Below are 16,687 nucleotides of genomic sequence, written 5' to 3' on the forward strand. Positions count from 1 at the left end.
CCAGGCTCGCGGACATCGCTGAAGCAGCTCTGAACTCCTCACGCAACTGCGACGGCAGAACTTCCACGATCGAGTTCAGCGCCATACGCCCGCAGCAGACCATGAACGGCATACCGATCGCGTCCTCGTAGCTCCACCAGATTGAGACGAGCCAGCTCCGCCAGCCGCGCACGGCACTCCGGTTCGGGGAGCATCGCATAACGCGCGACTCCCGCCGGGGTGATCTCCGCTGCCTCTAAACGGCTGATCGACCGAAAGACCTCAGCTGCCTGATCGCTGAGCCGCCGGTACGTCCCGCCGAACACCCTCCGCAAGTCAGTAGCGGAGTCTCCCCCGTCGAGGATATCCAAGAGCCCCGTGTTGGTCCGCATCCCGTCGACCAGGTCACTAGCGCCGGCGTAGGGACGAAGATTCACCTGTGCGGCCGCGACCACCAAAGCGAGTGGCAATCCTTCACAGCGGGCGGCGATCGCCTCGATGTCACCGACGCTCGTACTCACCGTATCAAGCCGACTCGTCAAGAGGTCATACGCTGCCCCTGCGTCCAACGGTTTAAGCTGCAGAAGATCGGCGCTGTTGGTGATCGCCAGGGGTGACAGATCGCTTCGGCTCGTCACTAGGACCATTCCTTCCGACGTGCCCGGAAGCAGCGGTCGTACCTGTTCAGCGTCCCTCGCGTTATCCAGGACGATCAAAACCCGTTTCCCCGCAAGCAAACTCCGGTAGAGGCCAGTGAGCGCCCCTAGATCCACGGGAAGCTGCCGAGGCGGAACACCAAGAAGGGCGAGCAGAACCTGCAATGCGTTCTCAGGTTGCATGGCAGGTTTAGTGGCGTCGAATCCGTGAAGGTTCAGGTACAGCTGACCGTCAGGGAAGTGAGACACATTCCGATGTGCCCACTGCAAGGCCAGCATGGACTTGCCGACACCGGCCATTCCAGAGATTGCGACGGTCCGGGGCCCAGCACCGACCGTGCGGTGCTTCTTCTGAAACGCCGCATCCATTCGCTCAAGCTCCGGCTGTCTGCCCGTCAACTCCCCGGCAACCGGCGGCAATTGGGCCGCCGGCCCCAGCTGTACTGCGACCTCCTGTAAGGAAATCGTGGCACTGGGCAATTCGAGTGAGTCGGACTGCTCCAGAATCGCCTGCTCCAGTGCCCGGAGAGCACGGCCGGGGTCGATACCGAGCTCATCGTCGAGTCGCTGCCGGACTCGCCGGAAGGCCGCAAGTGCGTCAGCCTGCCTTCCTGCCCGGTAAAGCGCGAGCATCAAGTGTCCGGTCAGGTCCTCATCGAACGGATGCTCGGCCGTCAGGTCCTCGAGCTCTGGGACGAGTTGCGTGTGTTCTCCGAGTGCCAGCCGTATTTCGATCAGCGATGTCACGGCGGTGTGGTGCATCCGCTTGAGCCGTTCCGCCTGATCGGCGAGCCAGGCACTGCCCGTCACCTCAGCCAGTGGCACACCGCGCCAGAGCCCGACAGCCTCGCGGAGGCGTGCCTTCTTGACTTGGAGGTCCGTGGCTCGCCCGGCCGCAGCTAGCAGCACGTCCAGAGCCTGCACATCAGTCCCACCCAAGCCCAGTTCCAGCCGGTACCCCGGCGCACTGGCGACAAGCACATCCGGCCGTCCGAGTACACGGCGCAGGTATGAAACGTGGCTCTGCAACGTATTCACCACCGTCGCCGGCGTATGGCCCGACCACACCACATCGATGAGGAAGTCGCTCGCGACGGTCTGACCAGCGTGCAGCGCCAATGCCGCGAGCACTGCCTTCCGGCGAAGACCGGCCAACGGTCGCACGACACCCGCGGCGACCACGTCGACCGTACCGAGCAGCCTGACCTGCAACGGATCCGGCACGCTCGTCGCGATCGGGGCGGCGCCCTGCTGAGCCGCCCAGGGGTCGACCGACAACAGGCGCTCGCCCGGCTCGCAACTCGATAGAATACTCACCAATACTTCCCTCCCGTGAGCACGGCTTGGCCGTGTGTACCGCTCACCGGGCCCAGTGTGTGCTGGGCCGCGGCGTCGAAGGCCGGCCACTCCGTTCTGGGTGATGGCGCAAGAGCAGAGGTCAGGCCTTCACTCTTGCCCGGCCACAGAACGGTCGGTCGATCCCTATAGCCACTGACTCAGCGGCAGCCACAAGTGGACGGCGGTGTTTGGCCCTCGGCGTCTGCGGACTCTGCCGGGTTGGCGGCGTCCGCTGCGGAACCACAGCAACTCTCCTTGGCTTGGGGCTCGCAGCAGGTTGTGAGTTCATCCGTGGAACAACATTGCGACATTTCAGTTTCCCTTCATGATCGAATCGTCGTCGGCTCCCCTACAGACGAGACTCCAGCCGGAAGGACGCAAACACGGTCTAACGGACGCGTCGAGGATGATCGCCGCGGACAGCGGGCTGTCGGCTTCGAGGTCTGCAGATATCAGCCACCTGACGAGAGCGTGCTTTGAGAGCTCCCTGGGCGGTCGAGTCCAACTCAGTGGAGGCGAATCAATTCACCACAGCTAGGGGAATCGCGCGGCCCAGGATTCGCGTGGCAGCTCGGCCGAGAGGATCACCGTCGACAACGTTCGGTACCACCCGGCGAGTAGAAGGAGCTCTAGCACTTGGGCTTCGGTGTAGACGGCTCTGAGTGCAGCAAGCGTTGCAGGGGATAGAGTCGGCTGTGGCGACAGCAGTTCGTCTACAGCCTCTACGAGCAGCCGGTCGTGACCCTCGAATGTAGAGGCCTCCGCAGATGCCAACGCGTTCAGGAATTCCGGAGAGAGGCCCACGATCGGTCCGTAGATGACCGCGTGGACACCCCATTCGTACTCCGCGCCGGACCGGGCCGTCGTACGGCTGATCACAATCTCGCGATCCCGCGCCGGCAGCAGGCCCTTGTTGAGGAGACCCGAGGCCATGGGGCGGGCACGGTCGGCCAGGTCGCAGTGGACGGCAAGCAGCCGGAACAGCAGTAGCGGCTCGAACGCGCTGCCAGGCGGCATCAACTTCGCCAGCAGAGCCTCGGTATCCGGGTCGTACGGCGGTGCCAATGGTGACAACAGCTCAGACAACGCGATCTCCTCCTCAGATAGAATGCTACTGAGAACGTAGCGCTACGTTTTTAGTAGCGCAAGAGGAGGAGCGAGATGGCGAGAACAGGCAATCCAGTGAGGGGATCGAGCACCGGTCGGCCGATCATGGCGGCCCTGGATCTCCTGGGCCGCCGGTGGACTCTGCGGATCCTCTGGGAGTTGCGCGGTGGCCCGGTCGGATTCCGTGCGCTCCAGCAACGCTGTGGCGACCTGTCGCCGACTGTGTTGAACACCAGACTCGGTGAGCTGCGCGACGCCGGCATTGCCGAGCAGGATGACTCGAAGGCTCATCAGCTCACGCCACTCGGCAGGGAACTCTACGATGCTCTGAGCCCGCTACAAACTTGGGCGAACCGCTGGGCAGGACAAGCCGCAAGGAGTCGTCAGTCCGAGAATGTGTCACCTGCTGACCGTGACGACGCCCTTTGATGCGAAGGAGTTTTCGCCTCAAGAGGCATAGCTCGGCCCTGCTTCCGCACCAAGAACGCATGTGTGTAGCTGAGCAGCGCAGGTACTGTGCGCCCAGTCACCGTCCATTGACCGATATCGGCATTCCTAGTGACGATCCTGTCACCCTGGTTGGCGGAGCAACCTTGGCAAACTGACGCGGATTCTCCTTACTGACGCGCGCCAGCTGGATGGACCACTCTCGGTCGGAGCGTGTCAGTGCTTGAAGGTGAACTTCGGTAGGAGTCGCTCGAGTTGGCGCGGAAGCCACCAGGTGTGTTCGCCGAAGGCGGCGAGTGCGGCCGGCACGATGAGCATCCGGACCACCGTTGCGTCGAGAATGATCGCGCTGGCCAGCGTGATACCCAGCTCGGTCGGCGGCAGCGGGCCGGTAACACCGAAGGCGACGAAGACGATGACCATGATGATCGCCGCGTTCGTGATGGGCCTGCCGGTCGCGGCGATGCCGTCACGCACCGCATCGCGGGTCTGCCCGGTCAGCTCGTACTTCTCCCGGATCGACGCGAGCAAGAACAGCTGATAATCCATCGACAACCCGAACAAGATCACGAAGAAGAACACCGGCGCCCAGGCGTTGATGAAGCCCTGCGGCTCGATGCCGATGAGTGCGGCAGCCACACCGTGCTGGAAGATCAGCGCCGCGATTCCGAAGGCAGCCCCGACGGTGAATAGGTTCATCACGCACGACAGCAGTGCGATGGCCAGGCTGCGGAACACCAGCAGCATCATCACGAAGGACAACACCAGGACTAGCGTGATGATCCAGGGGGCCGAGGCGGACAACGCTGCGGTCATATCGACGTTCTGCGCCGCCGGTCCACCGACACGTGCCTCAAGGCCTGCGGCGTCAAGTCCCGCCCGCAGTTCCCGGACCAGCTCCCCGGTGCGGCTATCGTCGATCCCTGTCTGAGGTGTGACGCGGAGAACCGTCCTACCCGAAGCCGCTTGCTGCGAGACCCGGTCCACGGCGTTGGTCCCCGTGACCCCCGAGGCGATGTCGATCGCCTTCCCCGAGTCGCTCTCCGGGACGGTGACGAACACGGTCGAGCCGGCGCCGGGTCCGAACGCCTCCACTAGGCGGTCGTAGCCGTCGCGGCTGTCGTACCCGGTATCGACCACTCGCGCGCCGGGCATGTTCAGCTCGACACCGGCCACCGGTGCCATCAGGCCCCCCAGCACCAAGACTCCGACAGCAAGGCCGAGCACAGGCCGCCGGACTACCCGCAGCGACCAAGCGCGCCAGCGGACCTCACTCCGGCCACCGCCCTGCACTCTTCCGCGCAGGGCGCGATCGCCGACGGCGGCTAGCGCGGCCGGCAGCAACGTGAGTGCCGCCAGAACCACGATCAGTACGGCGACGATCATCGCCAACGCCATCGACCGAAAGACCATCACGGGCAGAACCAGGACCGTTCCGATCGCCATCACCAACGCGAGCGAGGACAGCATGATCGCCTTACCCGAAGTGGCTAACGTGGTCGCGAGCGCTGCTTCGACGTCCTGTCCACGCCGACGTTCGGCGCGATAGCGGGTCATCATGAACAGCGCATAGTCGATGCCCAGCGCCATACCGATCATCATCGACATATTCATGGACCACACGGACAGCGGCAGCACGAATGCGACCAGGCGAAGGATGCCGTACGAGACGCCGATACCGACCATCGTCAGCATCATCGGCATGCCGGCCGCGACCAGGCTGCCGAATACGAAGAACAACATGATCATCATCGGCACACCGCTGAGGATGTCGGCCTTGATCATGGCCTTCTCGTTGGACTCGTTGAAGTCAGACCACATCGCCCACTCCCCCGTGACGTCGGCGGTCGTCCCAGCAGGGAGGTCGGCGGTGTCGACAAGGTGGGCGACTTCCTGCGCGGCGTGCGGACGATCCGCATCCTCGCTGGCACTCAGTTGCACCGGGATCAGCGCCGTCCGGCCATCTCCACTCAGCAACCCGGTCACGCCGTGCGCACGAGGATCGGTGACCCCGGCCACCACCGGCCGGTCTTTCAGTACGGCGAGCACGGCCGCGACGGCGGTATCGCGTGCAGTGGCAGCCGGCACTTGGACCACGACGACCGCGGCCTCGGCGCCGACCTGGGGGAAGTCGTGCCGCAACTCGTGACGTACCTGCTCGCTCTCGGAACCTGACGCCGCCCATCCTGCCCCGGAAAGCGAGCCCTTAAGTGAGATGGCGAGTGGAGCCGCGGCCAGCAGCAGGATCAGCCACGCGACGAGCACCTGCCGGCGATATCGGACCGCGAACGCCGCGGCGTGGTCGGCGAACGTCCGCTGGGGCCGCGGTGGCGACGCGGACCCGTCGTGAGTGGTGGCGACAGACATGGGACTCCTTCTCAGGGTACGGATCTTGCGTGCCTACGGACGGTCCGTCGCCTCGATGGACGCAGCTGCCACCCGGTGCGCTCGGCCACTCACTTGCCGTCGCCAGCCACTTCATCGGCTGCGTCGGTCCGGGTTGGTACTTGCCGAGAGCATCGACCTGTGTCAAATTAGATGGAGATCTAATCAACGAGCAGCACATCCCCTGGAGCACGGCATGAGTCCCCTCGATCAACTGTGGCGCTTGCACGCCGACGATGTCCGCCGCTTCCTGCTGCGTAGAGTCCGCAGCGCCGAAGATGCGGATGACCTGCTGCAGGAGGTCTTCCTCCGCGCGGTCCGTACGCCGCCCGAGCAGCCCGGGCCGGCTTGGCTTTACACCGTCGCGCGCCGGGTTCTGATCGACCATTACCGCCGGGCATCCCAACGGCGGGAAGTTGCCGTGCCCGCCGTCCCGGACGGCGTCGGCCAGTTCGACGCCAGCATCGAGGATGACCAGGCCGGTGAACGTGCGGCGAGCTGTGCTGCCGGCATGCTTGGCAGCCTGCCCGACGATCAGGCGAATGCCCTCCGGATCGTCGACATGGACGCCTCAACGCATCAAGCGGCAGCGCTCTCGGCAGGGGTATCAGTCTCCGGCATGAAGTCGCGGGTCCAGCGAGGTCGGACGAAGTTGCGCACCCTGGTCGAAGGCTGCTGTCACGTCGAACGCGACGCCCGTGGCGCAGTGCTCGAGATCGCCCCCTGCCCAGGCGAATGCAGCTGCGCCTGCAAGGAGAGCGGCCGGGACGGCGCGCACGATCCACATACCGCCCCGGCCTAAGCCAGGTCAGACGCCTGCGAGCTGGATCTGTTCCAGCACCACGGCGTGCGCCGAGCCGAACAGCTGACCGCCATGAGCCGTCATCATGCGGATGAACATCTCAGGGTCGAACTCCCGCCCTAGACCGTCCAGGTAGGCACGGTGCTGACAAAGACTGGCGATGCCCTTGTCGAGCCAATCGCTCACGTCCACGCCGTGCGTCGGCGTCGGCGTGCCTATCAGGTAGACGTGCTCCACACCGTTCCACGGCTCCAGACCCTCATCGAGCTGATCCCGATGGATCCAGCGGTTCCCGGCGTCGCGCGCGGCGTCTAGTGCCGCCAGCGAGACCACTCGATGGTCGGCCTGGTTGAGACTGCGTTCCCCATAGGTCAGTTCGCCGGTGGTCGTGAGCAGGACATCCGGACGCACCCGGCGAATGTGCGCGGTGATATCGGCACGCAGGTCCACGCCATACGCCACCGTGCCGTCGGGGTAGTCCAGGAAGGTGACGTCTTCGACCCCCACCACCGCTGCACTCGCGCGCTGTTCGTCCTCTCGGATCGGGCCTGCCTTCTCCGGGGAAAGCCCGTCGATGCCGGCTTCGCCGCGGGTGACGAGCAGGTACGAAACCGACCTCCCCTCGGCGGTCCAGCGCGCAATGGCCGATGCCGCGCCGTACTCCAAGTCGTCGGGATGCGCCACTACCGCCAGCATGCGCTGCCACTCGGGCATCGGTTCCATCGTCAGCTACCTCTCCGTTGATCCATCAGTACGTCCGGCCCGCAGAGCACTCCCTGCTACACCCGGCCACGCAGGTATGGACGGCAGAGCCGCCGGATGGACGCATCGCCAGGTCGGGTGTTGGAGTAGGAATCAGCTAGCGGGGCTCACGTCGTGGGTTTGGCGATCACGACCACGTTGCTCAGATAGGCGGTGCCGTCCCAGTCCTCGCAGGTGACGAGGACCAGCCGGCCCGGACCGCTCTGGTTGAAGACTCGCGCGGCCTGCTTGGCTAGGGCCTTCTTGCGATAGATGGTCACCGACGCGACCACGTAGCGGACCGTGCGTTGCCCGGTGGTGGTCACCGTGATCGCGTCACCGACCGTCACTTCGTCGAGTTGGTCGAAGGCGCCACCACCGTCATGCACGGTGTGACCGGTGATGACGGCAGCGCCTGTGGCCGCACCGGGTCTGGCGCCGTCGGACCACCAACCGATCAAGCGGGGATTCGAGGGCGGGATGAGAGCTCTGTCGCGGGCGCGAATCCTGAGCACGTTGGCGGAGACGCCCAGACTGGGCACGGCGACCCGCACCGGGTCGCCTGGCTTGAGTGGACCCGTGTTTCTGATCTCCGCAGGGGGCGTCGGCCTGGTGGGCTTCGGCGAAGGGCGGGCCGGGTCGGCGCTGGTCGACTTCGCTGGTGAGGTCCTTGGAACCGACGACGGGCCGGCAGACGTTTGCTGCCGGCCGTCAGCGGCCGATGTGTTGCTCCTGAGCTGCTGGTAGCCGCCGATCAGGAGCAGCACCGCGCCGGCCGCCAGGGCCACGCTGGTCCATCGAAACAGACGAGCGCGTCCCGGGCGGCGACGCTTTCCGGTCATGTCAGGCTGAGTGCTGACCGCGACGCTGCCGTGCCTTCAGCACACCGGCGAACACGAGTACACCACCGAGACAGAGCAACGCGATGCCCCCGGCGCCGTGGGGACCGGGACCGGTGACCACGGACGTGTTCTGGATCCCGCCGGACAGACCGGCGTCGATCTCGGTCGGAACCGCGATCGGCGTGCTCGGAGAGCCGGTCGGCGTGACGCTCGTCGTCCCCGACGGCGTCGGTGTCGGGGAAGGGTTCTCGCCCGGAGTCTCAGACGGGGTTTCGCTCGGCGACGGCGTCTCGCTCGGAGTCTCGGACGGCGTCGGCGACGGGGTCTCGCTCGGAGTCTCAGACGGGGTTTCGCTCGGCGACGGGGTCTCGCTCGGAGTCTCAGACGGGGTTTCGCTCGGCGTCGGCGTCTCGCTCGGAGTCTCAGACGGGGTTTCGCTCGGCGTCGGCGTGGTCGAGGCCTTGGCAACGCAGAATTTGAGATGGCTGAGGCCATAGAACTTGTCGTTCTTGTTCACCGGAGTGTGCAGCCCGAGTCCGGCAACGGTTCCGCCCGGGCGGTAGTCGTAGAAGTTCGCGTTCGGACCGCCCTTGACGATAGCCCCGAGCACGACACCGCCGGTAGCGGTGAAGTCGACGAGCTGACCGCCGGTCTGGTCGCCTGGATGGTCCGGGGCGTCGACATCGTCATCGAGCACCTCACGCTCGGTCCACGTCACCGTGACGCCATTCGCGGTCTTCGAACCCGGTGTCGGCGGGTCGAACTTGATCTCCGTCGATCCCGGCACCAGTTGCGCGCAGGTCGGGTTGCCGGGCTCCACGATGCCGTCGGCAGACGCCGACGACGCCATCGCGAGCGTGACGCCACCCAGCACCAGCGCCAACGCGCCAGTGCCGCCGAGCAGCGCGATCGCCCGCGAACTCTTCCCCTTCGCGGTCACACCTGCCCGCCTACTCCTTGATACTTCATTCACAACTCATCCTCACGTGTCATGCTGCCGTACGTCAGCAACCGGAATGCGCCGCCATCCCGCCCAGCCACTGGCCCCACAGAACCCTCGGCATGAGGTGCGTGCGCGAGTCGCCACGCAGAGGCAGCCGGCTCACGACTCGCCGCGAGGGTCGTGGGACCGAAGATCCTGGTTAGAGCGCTTCTTTCTCCTACTTCTTGTCAGTGCGGATGGCCGACGATCAGCGCACACCGTGACAGACAGTCCTGAATTCCCGCTGAAGGCGCAGCCACGATGGCAGGGCGCTCTCAGCCCGTCGCTCAAGATCGAGCCCCCCACGACTGCCATCGGGGATCGGCCGAGATGCCGGCCAAGATCGTCGCAGCCACATTCTACTTCGCGACCGCAGCGGGTCCACCGGGGACAGCGCGTGACTCCAGGTCCACAGCGCGTCCGCCTCCTGCCAGGGCAGGTGATAAACGCTGAACGTCATCATCGCCGCCTCGAATGCCGCGTCCGGCGGCGGACCTGCGACGCGAGGTGGGTGACACGCAGACGCCGGTGGGGCCTTGCTCTCCCCTTTCCCCGTCCGGGTCACGGGCGTAGGGGTCCCGGTCAAAGTGGGGTCGTGCCGAAGGATGGCCGCCTCGAGTTCGGCGAGCTCTGGACCTGGCTTCGAGGCCGAATTCATCGTCCATCCGTCGTCTCGTGGCGGTGTAGAGGGACAACGCGTCGACCTGGCGTCCAGACCGGCAGAGGGCACGCATCAACTGGCCGCAAAGCCTTTCGCGGAACGGATTCGCGGCCAGCACGATTCCAACTCTCCGATCACCCGCTGGTGCCGTCCTAGGACAAGCTCGGCTTCGGCCCGGTCTTCGAAGGCGACGAGTCGCAGTTCCGCCAGGCGGGCCCGGTCCGGCTCCGCGAAAAGGGGCTCGCCGAGATCCGCGAGCACCGGCCCCCGCCAACAGCCGAGAGCCTCTTCCAACACCGCGAGGCCAGCAATGGATCACCGGTGGCGAGCGCCTGCTGGCCGTGGTCGACCAGCCGCTCGAAACGGAACGCATCTACCTGATCGGGGTCGAGGAACAGCCCGTACCCTGCTGCCCGCGTCACCACCGGGCCGCCGCATCGGCGACCAAACACGTCGCAACTGCGCGACGTGGCTGCGCAAGGTGACCTCCGCGCTAGCAGGCGGTGTGCCGGGCAAAGCGCGTCGACCAATTGGCCCGCGGGAACACAGTGGTTGAGCCGGAGAGTCAGCGCGGCCAATAGCTCGCGCGGCTTTGTGGCAGGTCCAGCGGCGCGGTGTCGGCCAGCCGTACCTCCAGCGGCCCCAGGACATCGGCCCGCATCGCGCGGCGTCGGTCGATGTGATGGACCGATGTCCTGGGCGAGTCATCTGGTCAGTCTCGGGTCACCACGACCTGCAGGTACGCGGACGGCACCCTCAGCTGTCCATCGCCGGTGGTCGACATCCCCTCCGCGAGCTCGATCAACGCTGCCTCGAACTCGGCCTGCCGAGTCGGCTCGAGAGCCCCGAACGCTTTGTGAATAGGACCGTAGTACTCGCGCATCATGTCGACCCACTCCCGTGCGGAGCGGGAGCGGAAGACATAGTCAAGGGTGTCGACCCGGACCGAGCCCTGGCCCTTGAAGAGATCCGTTACCGCGTCGACGTCACCCCAGCGCAGCGGCGACGCCACCCCGGCCGGCGGCGCGACGAACGAGCCGACGATCTTGAAAACCTGCCCGATGAAGCCGCCCGGCGTCCAGGCAGTCATCCCGATCCGGCCACCACCGCGGCATACTCTCGTCAGTTCCGCGGCCGCTCGCGCCTGGTCGGGCGTGAACATCACCCCGAACGTCGAGAGCACGAGGTCGAAGGACTCGTCTTCGTAGGGCAGCGCCTCGGCGTCGGCGGTCTCGAAGGTCATCGGCAGGCCTTCCGCCTCCGCCCGCGCCCGCCCCTGTTCGAGCAGGGACGGTACGTAGTCGGTCGAGGTCACCTGTCCGCCCCGCCGCGCGGCGGCGAGTGAAGCGTTTCCGTTGCCGGCCGCGACGTCGAGGACCCGCTCGCCCGCGACCACATCCACCGCTTCGCAGAGGTTCTCCCCGGTCAATTGCAGCATCGTGCCGATCACCGCATAGTTCCCGGAGGACCACGTCTGCTGCTGCTTCGCCTTCACCGCGGCAAATTCCCCGCCCTGCATCTCCGGCACCAGATCTCCTTCTCAGTCAGGTCAATCACGCTCGCATTGCGTCGAGCCGTGAGAGTCGGCGAACTGTCGCGTTCGTCGTATCGCCGCTCTCTCAGCTTCTTACGCACAGCTGAGGTCATCCTGAAATGTTGCTGAAACAGTGCGGGCAAACGACACGTCAGCAGTCGTCCAGCGACAACTCAGCTCATTCTGTGAAGCTGCGGTTGTGGTCGGCACAAGGTCGCGCCACGCTACCGAAGGGAATTCAGTATGGACATCCGTGCCCTCCAGATGCTGCCCGAGATCCAGGCTCGCCCCGAGCAGGCCATCTGCCGCTACGACTCCGAGTCGCCGACTGCGAACCCCTGCAAGCCGTACCACTCGGGCGGCTCGACGATCACCACCGCCGGCTGATCCGTCGTTCAACTCACTGAACAATCGCAGGTAGCCGATGCCCGGTGGGAACCGAGGTTCCCACCGGGCATCGCTACGTCCGCTGCTGTTTCGTGCTGCTCGGGATCGAGGGCTGCTTCGTCAGTCGAGCGACTTGACTGCGTCTCGCAGTGGCGTCTCTTGGGCCGGTGGCGACAGGTCGAACTGTCGGCGCTGCTTCAGATACATGGTGGCGAACAGGCCCCCTCTGGCCATCAGTTGCTCGTAGGTACCGTTCTCGACGACCTGGCCGGAGTCGAGCACATAGATGCGGTCCGCATGACGAATCGACCCCATGCGGTGAGTGATGAGCAGGACGGTCTGGTCCCGGCCGGCCAAAGCCATCAACCGTTCGAACGTCTCTGCCTCGGAGAGCGGGTCCAGAGCTGACGTCGGCTCGTCGCAGATGAGAATTCGAGCATCACGGAAGGTCGCCCGAGCCAAGGCTATTCGCTGCCACTGGCCGCCGGACAGGTTGACCCCGCCCTCGAAGTCCCGGGCGAGCAGGGTATTCCAGCCGTCCGGCAGACCCGAGATCGTCTCCGTGGCATCCGCAAAATCCGCCGCTGCGGCGAGTCGTTCCTCGCCGGCCTCGGCGTCAGGCCTGCCGACGATGGTATTGGCGCGAACAGTGAATGGCCACCGCTGAAAATTCTGGCCGATCCATCCGATCTGCGCTGCGACCGTCTCCCGGTCGAGCTCTTGGACAGGTATTCCGTCCCACCTGATGGTTCCGTGCTGCGGTTGATAGAGACCTGCCAGCAGCCGGGCGACAGTACTCTTCCCACTCCCGTTCACTCCCACCAACGCGACCACCTCACCCCGCCGCAGCTCCAGGTCGACGCCTTCGAGCGCGGGCTCCGCGGCTCCCGGATAGCTGAAAACGAGGTCATGAGCCGAGATCACCTCGGGCCAGACCGCGTCTCGGATCCCACCCCTGGAAATAGCAGCCGCACCGGCCGATTCGAGCACTCGAGAATAGTCGGCGACGAACAAGCCGTGCCGGTACAAGGCATTGAACTGGGTCAACAGCGATGACAGCTGGGCGGTGACCCTCGTCATGGCGTACATCATGGTACCGACTAAGGCCACGCTCAGTTCTCCTGCCAGCAGCAGACCCCCCAGGGCGATGTAGGTGGCCAACCGGGTGGCTCCCGCCGCGGCGTCGGCCAGAACGCCGATCTTGGCCTCGGTGCGCGACAGGCGCATCCGTTCCTTTTCCAGCACACCGGCCAAGCGCCGGTAGTGACCAAGCAGGAAACCGGCGAGTCCGTGAACCCGGATCTCCTCTGCAGGTGATCCCTGGTCAGTCAGCAGTTCGACCAGGATGTCCTTCTGCCGTGACTCGGTGAGCCATCGCACCGCCGAGGTGTACTGGCGGCGCCCCATTGCAACCGCCTTCCAAGCCTGCGGAACGACGCCCAACACGAGTAGCGGCATCAGCAGCGGGTGGAGCACGCCGATGACGCCCACCGTGGCAGCGACCCCCGCCAGCGCGCTCAACGACGAAAGCACCGCCGGTATCAGTTGCTCGATCGCCCGAACGCCGAGCTGCCCGCCGGCTAGGGAGCGTTGGAAGGCGCCATCCTCCAGTACGGCCAGCTCCACATTGGCCACTCGCTCCAATAGCTTCTGCTCCGCAACTCGCTGCACCTTGGGGACCAACTGCCCACCAGCAGCCGTGGCAAGAGCGCGGCAAAGCGAGCCGCACACCGCCAAGCAGAGCGCCCAGAGCAACGCTGGAAGCGCCGCTCTGACCCGCTCTGGGGTTGGATCGGCAGCGACCAGGTTTGTCAGTACCTCGTTGACCGCCAGCAGACTCAGAGCCGCTGCAAGTGCCTGCCCGATATTCGCGAAACCCGCGACAAGCGCAGCACGGCGATCGGCTGCCCAGGCCAACGCGCAGGCGACGGCGGCCACGCGGGGCAGATTTCGTACGGTCGTCCAGAAGCCGACCTCCGACGTGTGGGTGTGGTGGCTGATCCAGCGCCCTTTCGCCTGGATGCCGCTGCCAAACAAGGGGTCATTCACGAGCCGGCCGCCGCGGTCAGGATTCGGGGCATCCAGGGCGCCGGACCGCCGTACCGCAGCCGAACCAGGAATCCCAGCACGCCGGCGGAGCCGTACGCGTAGCTACTGTCCGTTCCTCGATGCCGCGCCGTCTCGGCCCTATCGTCCGCCCACAGTTGCAGCTTGAGGACCCCTGCCAGTCGAGTCGCGTGGTCGCGGTAGACCTCTCGTCCGGAATACTGCGCCAGATCGAGCAGGAACTGCCCGGCTCCCGCCAGGCCACAACACGCTCCGGTGGTCAGTCGCCACGGGTCGGTCATTACGGCTGCGGCACAGCGGTGGGCAAGGTCGATATAGCGCTGATCATTGGTCGCCATCCCCAATCGCAGAACGAACACACCGATGCCTGCTGGGCCACCACACCACTGGCCAGTAACCGTGTGTTCAGTGCTGTCCACCGCTCTCGGCCAGGAGATCGATCCGTCCTTTGCCCCGGCCGCTTCGAGCAGCGTCTCGCCGGCCCCCCTAGCCGCCTCGAGATACTTCGCGTCACTATCGGCACCACTGAGCGCGGCGCCCAACAGAAAGAGTCCGGCTCCGGCCACCCCGTGAGCCAGCCCATAAACGTTGCTTCCGGCAAGCATCGAATCTGCCTCCGGAGCGGTCGGCCAGGTCCACGTCTGGTCACGGCGGACAGCCGCATTCACGACGCCGTCAGCCAGCACGGATGTCCGTCGCGTGAGCTCGGCGTCACCGGTCAGACCAGCCAGATGGAGATGGGCCAAACCAGCGCCCGACAGTCCATGGGTCAGATCAGGGCTGGGCCCGTCCGTCGGCAACCGCATCGCCAATCCGATTGCCCGTTCGGACAGGTGCTGATCACCGATCAGCTGCGCGGCGTCGTACAGGGCCCATGCGGTTCCCGCACGGCCGAAGCCGAGCCCCGGTAGCACGCGTGGTACCTGGAGTACCCGTTCGCCGAGCCAATGGGCGGCGATCTCGACGGCCTGCCGAAGACGGGCCTCCGAGGGTTTCGCGGCAGTCGCGCGGGTCAGCACTGCCAGGATCCCGGCCGCGCCACTCCACGCCGTACTCGCGTCCCGTTCGCCACTTTCACCCGCGTCGGGCGGCCAGAGCGCCGGCCGGTGTGGCGTCATGCGATCGACCAGGTCGGTGAGGCCGTCGGCCAGGAGTTCATCAAGGACGCCGGTTGCCAGGCGGACGCGTTCCGATGGCAACGGCTCCCGTGGCGAAAGCCGGACGGTCGATGGATCGCCGAATCTGTCCAGGTAGGTGATGGCCTCCGGCAACGTCCATCGCTCGACCGGGGAGACCTCCGTGAGCCCGAGTACGAGCTCGGCGAACGGACCTAGTACAGGAGTATGCCGGACCAACTCCGAGATGATGAGGTCCCGCACACCCCGCGGTTGTCCGGAGATCAGCATCGGCGATGAGGCGGTCAATGCACAGAACATCGTCACACCGAGTCCGAAGCAATCCAGGGCTGCAGTCGCTGCATGGTTCCCGCCCCGATTCATCGCGTCGCTGACTTCAGGGGCCATGAAGCCGCGCGTGCCAACCACCGGCGTATCCTCGCCCTGCGGTACCGCGAACTCGACATCGATGAGGCGGATCTCTGTATCCTTCGTGACCATCACGTTCTGCGGCTTCAGGTCGCGAAGCACATAACCGGCACGATGGACGGCCACAACCGCACGCGCAAGGCCGAGGGCCACGGTCAGTGCCTGCTTCACCTGGTCGCCACTGCCCGTGGACCGGTCGACAGCCCAATCGCTCAAAGCGTCGCCCGACACCAGTTCCTGGGCCAAGAACAGGTCCCGCTGCTGCTCGAACACCGTGATCTTGTGGGGTACGACGCCAAGCGGCCCGAGGACATCCAGCATTCTGGCTTCGTCGCGGAGCCGGTCGCGGACGTCGCGGCCGTCTAGACCCGCAGCCACGTTCGCCCTGGCCTGCTTGACCACAACCTCGCGCCCGTCGTGCTCGTCCATCGCCAGGAAAACGCCTCCTTTGTTGGCATGCCTAATAGCCTTGCTGACGCGGAACCGGCCATCGAGCAGCAGGGATTCAGGGGCCTCCGCGACCTCGATGGGTTGCTCGTCGAACGGCGAACTAGCCCATGGCGGTGGCATGAACCAGGCGAGGCGCTCGTCCGTGACCACCGTGCCGTCCGGTCCGATCATCCGGTGTTCGGAGATCCCGTCGTCGGTGAAGACCCTCTGCCCATTGATGCCGCCGTACCGATAATGCACGAGGCTGCCGGGTCGGTAAGGCTGATCGGAGAGGATCTCGGGGCCCGCAATTCCGCTGGTCGCCTCGTGCAGACTCACGGCCAGTTGCCGGAAGTGCTCGTCGTCTCGTGGATAGACGGTGACGAACTTGCCGCCCGCGCCGCGCTGGTACCAGGCTCCATTCAGCTCGATGACCCGCGGGATGTCGGTGCCGAACTTGAAAGAACAGTCCGCACGCACCAGCACTTCAGCCGATCGTGCCAGCACGAGCGGTGCGGAGAGCGCGGTCGCCGACACGTGCAGCTTCCAGCCGTGCGCTCGCATCGGATAATCCGGCGGATGGACATAACACCAGCCAGTCTCGGGCCGCACCACCCAGCGCTGGCCTCCATTCCGGTCCAGCACCGCCCTGACCACATCGATCAGGAGAGCTTTGTCAGCCTGCGCCGTGTCCTGCTCATGCTTCACCTGTGCCCACCACTCTCTGCGCCCTCTCGGCAGACGGCGCGAGACCGCCGCCCGTTCCACGATCTCCAACTGCGCTGG

14 protein-coding genes are annotated in these 16,687 nt (G+C 65.7%); 3 read left to right on the forward strand and 11 right to left on the reverse strand.

Annotated elements, in window-relative coordinates:
• Positions 1-38 precede the first annotated feature (38 nt).
• Complete coding sequence (locus tag ACFFGN_RS18135; RefSeq protein ID WP_380049021.1) at positions 39-1,952, reverse strand: AfsR/SARP family transcriptional regulator; 1,914 nt, start codon at positions 1,950-1,952, stop codon at positions 39-41.
• A 555-nt stretch (positions 1,953-2,507) separates the two neighbouring features.
• Complete coding sequence (locus ACFFGN_RS18140; RefSeq protein WP_380049023.1) at positions 2,508-3,059, reverse strand: carboxymuconolactone decarboxylase family protein; 552 nt, start codon at positions 3,057-3,059, stop codon at positions 2,508-2,510.
• 126 nt (positions 3,060-3,185) lie between these two features.
• On the opposite strand from ACFFGN_RS18140, the gene ACFFGN_RS18145 reads away from it, so the two are divergent.
• The gene (locus ACFFGN_RS18145; RefSeq protein ID WP_380049105.1) at positions 3,186-3,509 is read left to right on the forward strand and encodes a winged helix-turn-helix transcriptional regulator; all 324 of its coding nucleotides are present in this window, start codon (positions 3,186-3,188) and stop codon (positions 3,507-3,509) included.
• 234 nt (positions 3,510-3,743) lie between these two features.
• On the opposite strand, the gene ACFFGN_RS18150 is transcribed toward ACFFGN_RS18145, so the two are convergent.
• The gene (locus ACFFGN_RS18150; RefSeq protein ID WP_380049024.1) at positions 3,744-5,894 is read right to left on the reverse strand and encodes an MMPL family transporter; all 2,151 of its coding nucleotides are present in this window, start codon (positions 5,892-5,894) and stop codon (positions 3,744-3,746) included.
• A gap of 214 nt (positions 5,895-6,108) precedes the next feature.
• On the opposite strand from ACFFGN_RS18150, the gene ACFFGN_RS18155 reads away from it, so the two are divergent.
• Positions 6,109-6,714 (forward strand): sigma-70 family RNA polymerase sigma factor, encoded by a 606-nt coding sequence (locus ACFFGN_RS18155; RefSeq protein WP_380049026.1) that lies wholly within the window; start codon positions 6,109-6,111, stop codon positions 6,712-6,714.
• Between the two features lie 6 nt (positions 6,715-6,720).
• On the opposite strand, the gene ACFFGN_RS18160 is transcribed toward ACFFGN_RS18155, so the two are convergent.
• From ACFFGN_RS18160 to ACFFGN_RS18185, 6 genes are all read right to left on the reverse strand, one after another.
• Positions 6,721-7,437, reverse strand: coding sequence for a PIG-L deacetylase family protein (locus tag ACFFGN_RS18160; RefSeq protein WP_380049028.1), 717 nt, complete (start codon positions 7,435-7,437; stop codon positions 6,721-6,723).
• Positions 7,438-7,583: 146 nt separating this feature from the next.
• Positions 7,584-8,297, reverse strand: a complete 714-nt coding sequence (locus tag ACFFGN_RS18165) for a class F sortase (RefSeq protein WP_380049030.1) — start codon at positions 8,295-8,297, stop codon at positions 7,584-7,586.
• A 1-nt stretch (position 8,298) separates the two neighbouring features.
• Positions 8,299-9,237, reverse strand: coding sequence for a hypothetical protein (locus ACFFGN_RS18170; protein WP_380049031.1), 939 nt, complete (start codon positions 9,235-9,237; stop codon positions 8,299-8,301).
• A 401-nt stretch (positions 9,238-9,638) separates the two neighbouring features.
• Entirely contained in the window at positions 9,639-10,058 is a 420-nt protein-coding gene (locus ACFFGN_RS18175) for a BTAD domain-containing putative transcriptional regulator (protein ID WP_380049033.1), read from the reverse strand.
• Entirely contained in the window at positions 10,013-10,237 is a 225-nt protein-coding gene (locus ACFFGN_RS18180; protein ID WP_380049035.1) for an AfsR/SARP family transcriptional regulator, read from the reverse strand. The genes ACFFGN_RS18175 and ACFFGN_RS18180 overlap by 46 nt, the downstream gene beginning before the upstream one ends.
• Positions 10,238-10,652: 415 nt before the next feature.
• On the reverse strand, positions 10,653-11,459 hold the full coding sequence (locus tag ACFFGN_RS18185; protein ID WP_380049107.1) for a class I SAM-dependent methyltransferase: 807 nt from the start codon (positions 11,457-11,459) through the stop codon (positions 10,653-10,655).
• Between the two features lie 258 nt (positions 11,460-11,717).
• On the opposite strand from ACFFGN_RS18185, the gene ACFFGN_RS18190 reads away from it, so the two are divergent.
• Positions 11,718-11,861 (forward strand): hypothetical protein, encoded by a 144-nt coding sequence (locus tag ACFFGN_RS18190; protein ID WP_380049037.1) that lies wholly within the window; start codon positions 11,718-11,720, stop codon positions 11,859-11,861.
• 120 nt (positions 11,862-11,981) lie between these two features.
• Here ACFFGN_RS18190 and ACFFGN_RS18195 read toward each other — a convergent pair whose 3' ends face one another.
• Positions 11,982-13,910 (reverse strand): ABC transporter ATP-binding protein, encoded by a 1,929-nt coding sequence (locus tag ACFFGN_RS18195; protein ID WP_380049039.1) that lies wholly within the window; start codon positions 13,908-13,910, stop codon positions 11,982-11,984.
• Complete coding sequence (gene lanL / locus ACFFGN_RS18200) at positions 13,907-16,609, reverse strand: class IV lanthionine synthetase LanL (protein ID WP_380049041.1); 2,703 nt, start codon at positions 16,607-16,609, stop codon at positions 13,907-13,909. The genes ACFFGN_RS18195 and lanL overlap by 4 nt, the downstream gene beginning before the upstream one ends.
• Positions 16,610-16,687 lie beyond the last annotated feature (78 nt).

It is taken from the genome of Kribbella deserti (assembly GCF_042434725.1).
GTDB classification, from domain to species: Bacteria; Actinomycetota; Actinomycetes; order Propionibacteriales; family Kribbellaceae; genus Kribbella; species Kribbella deserti.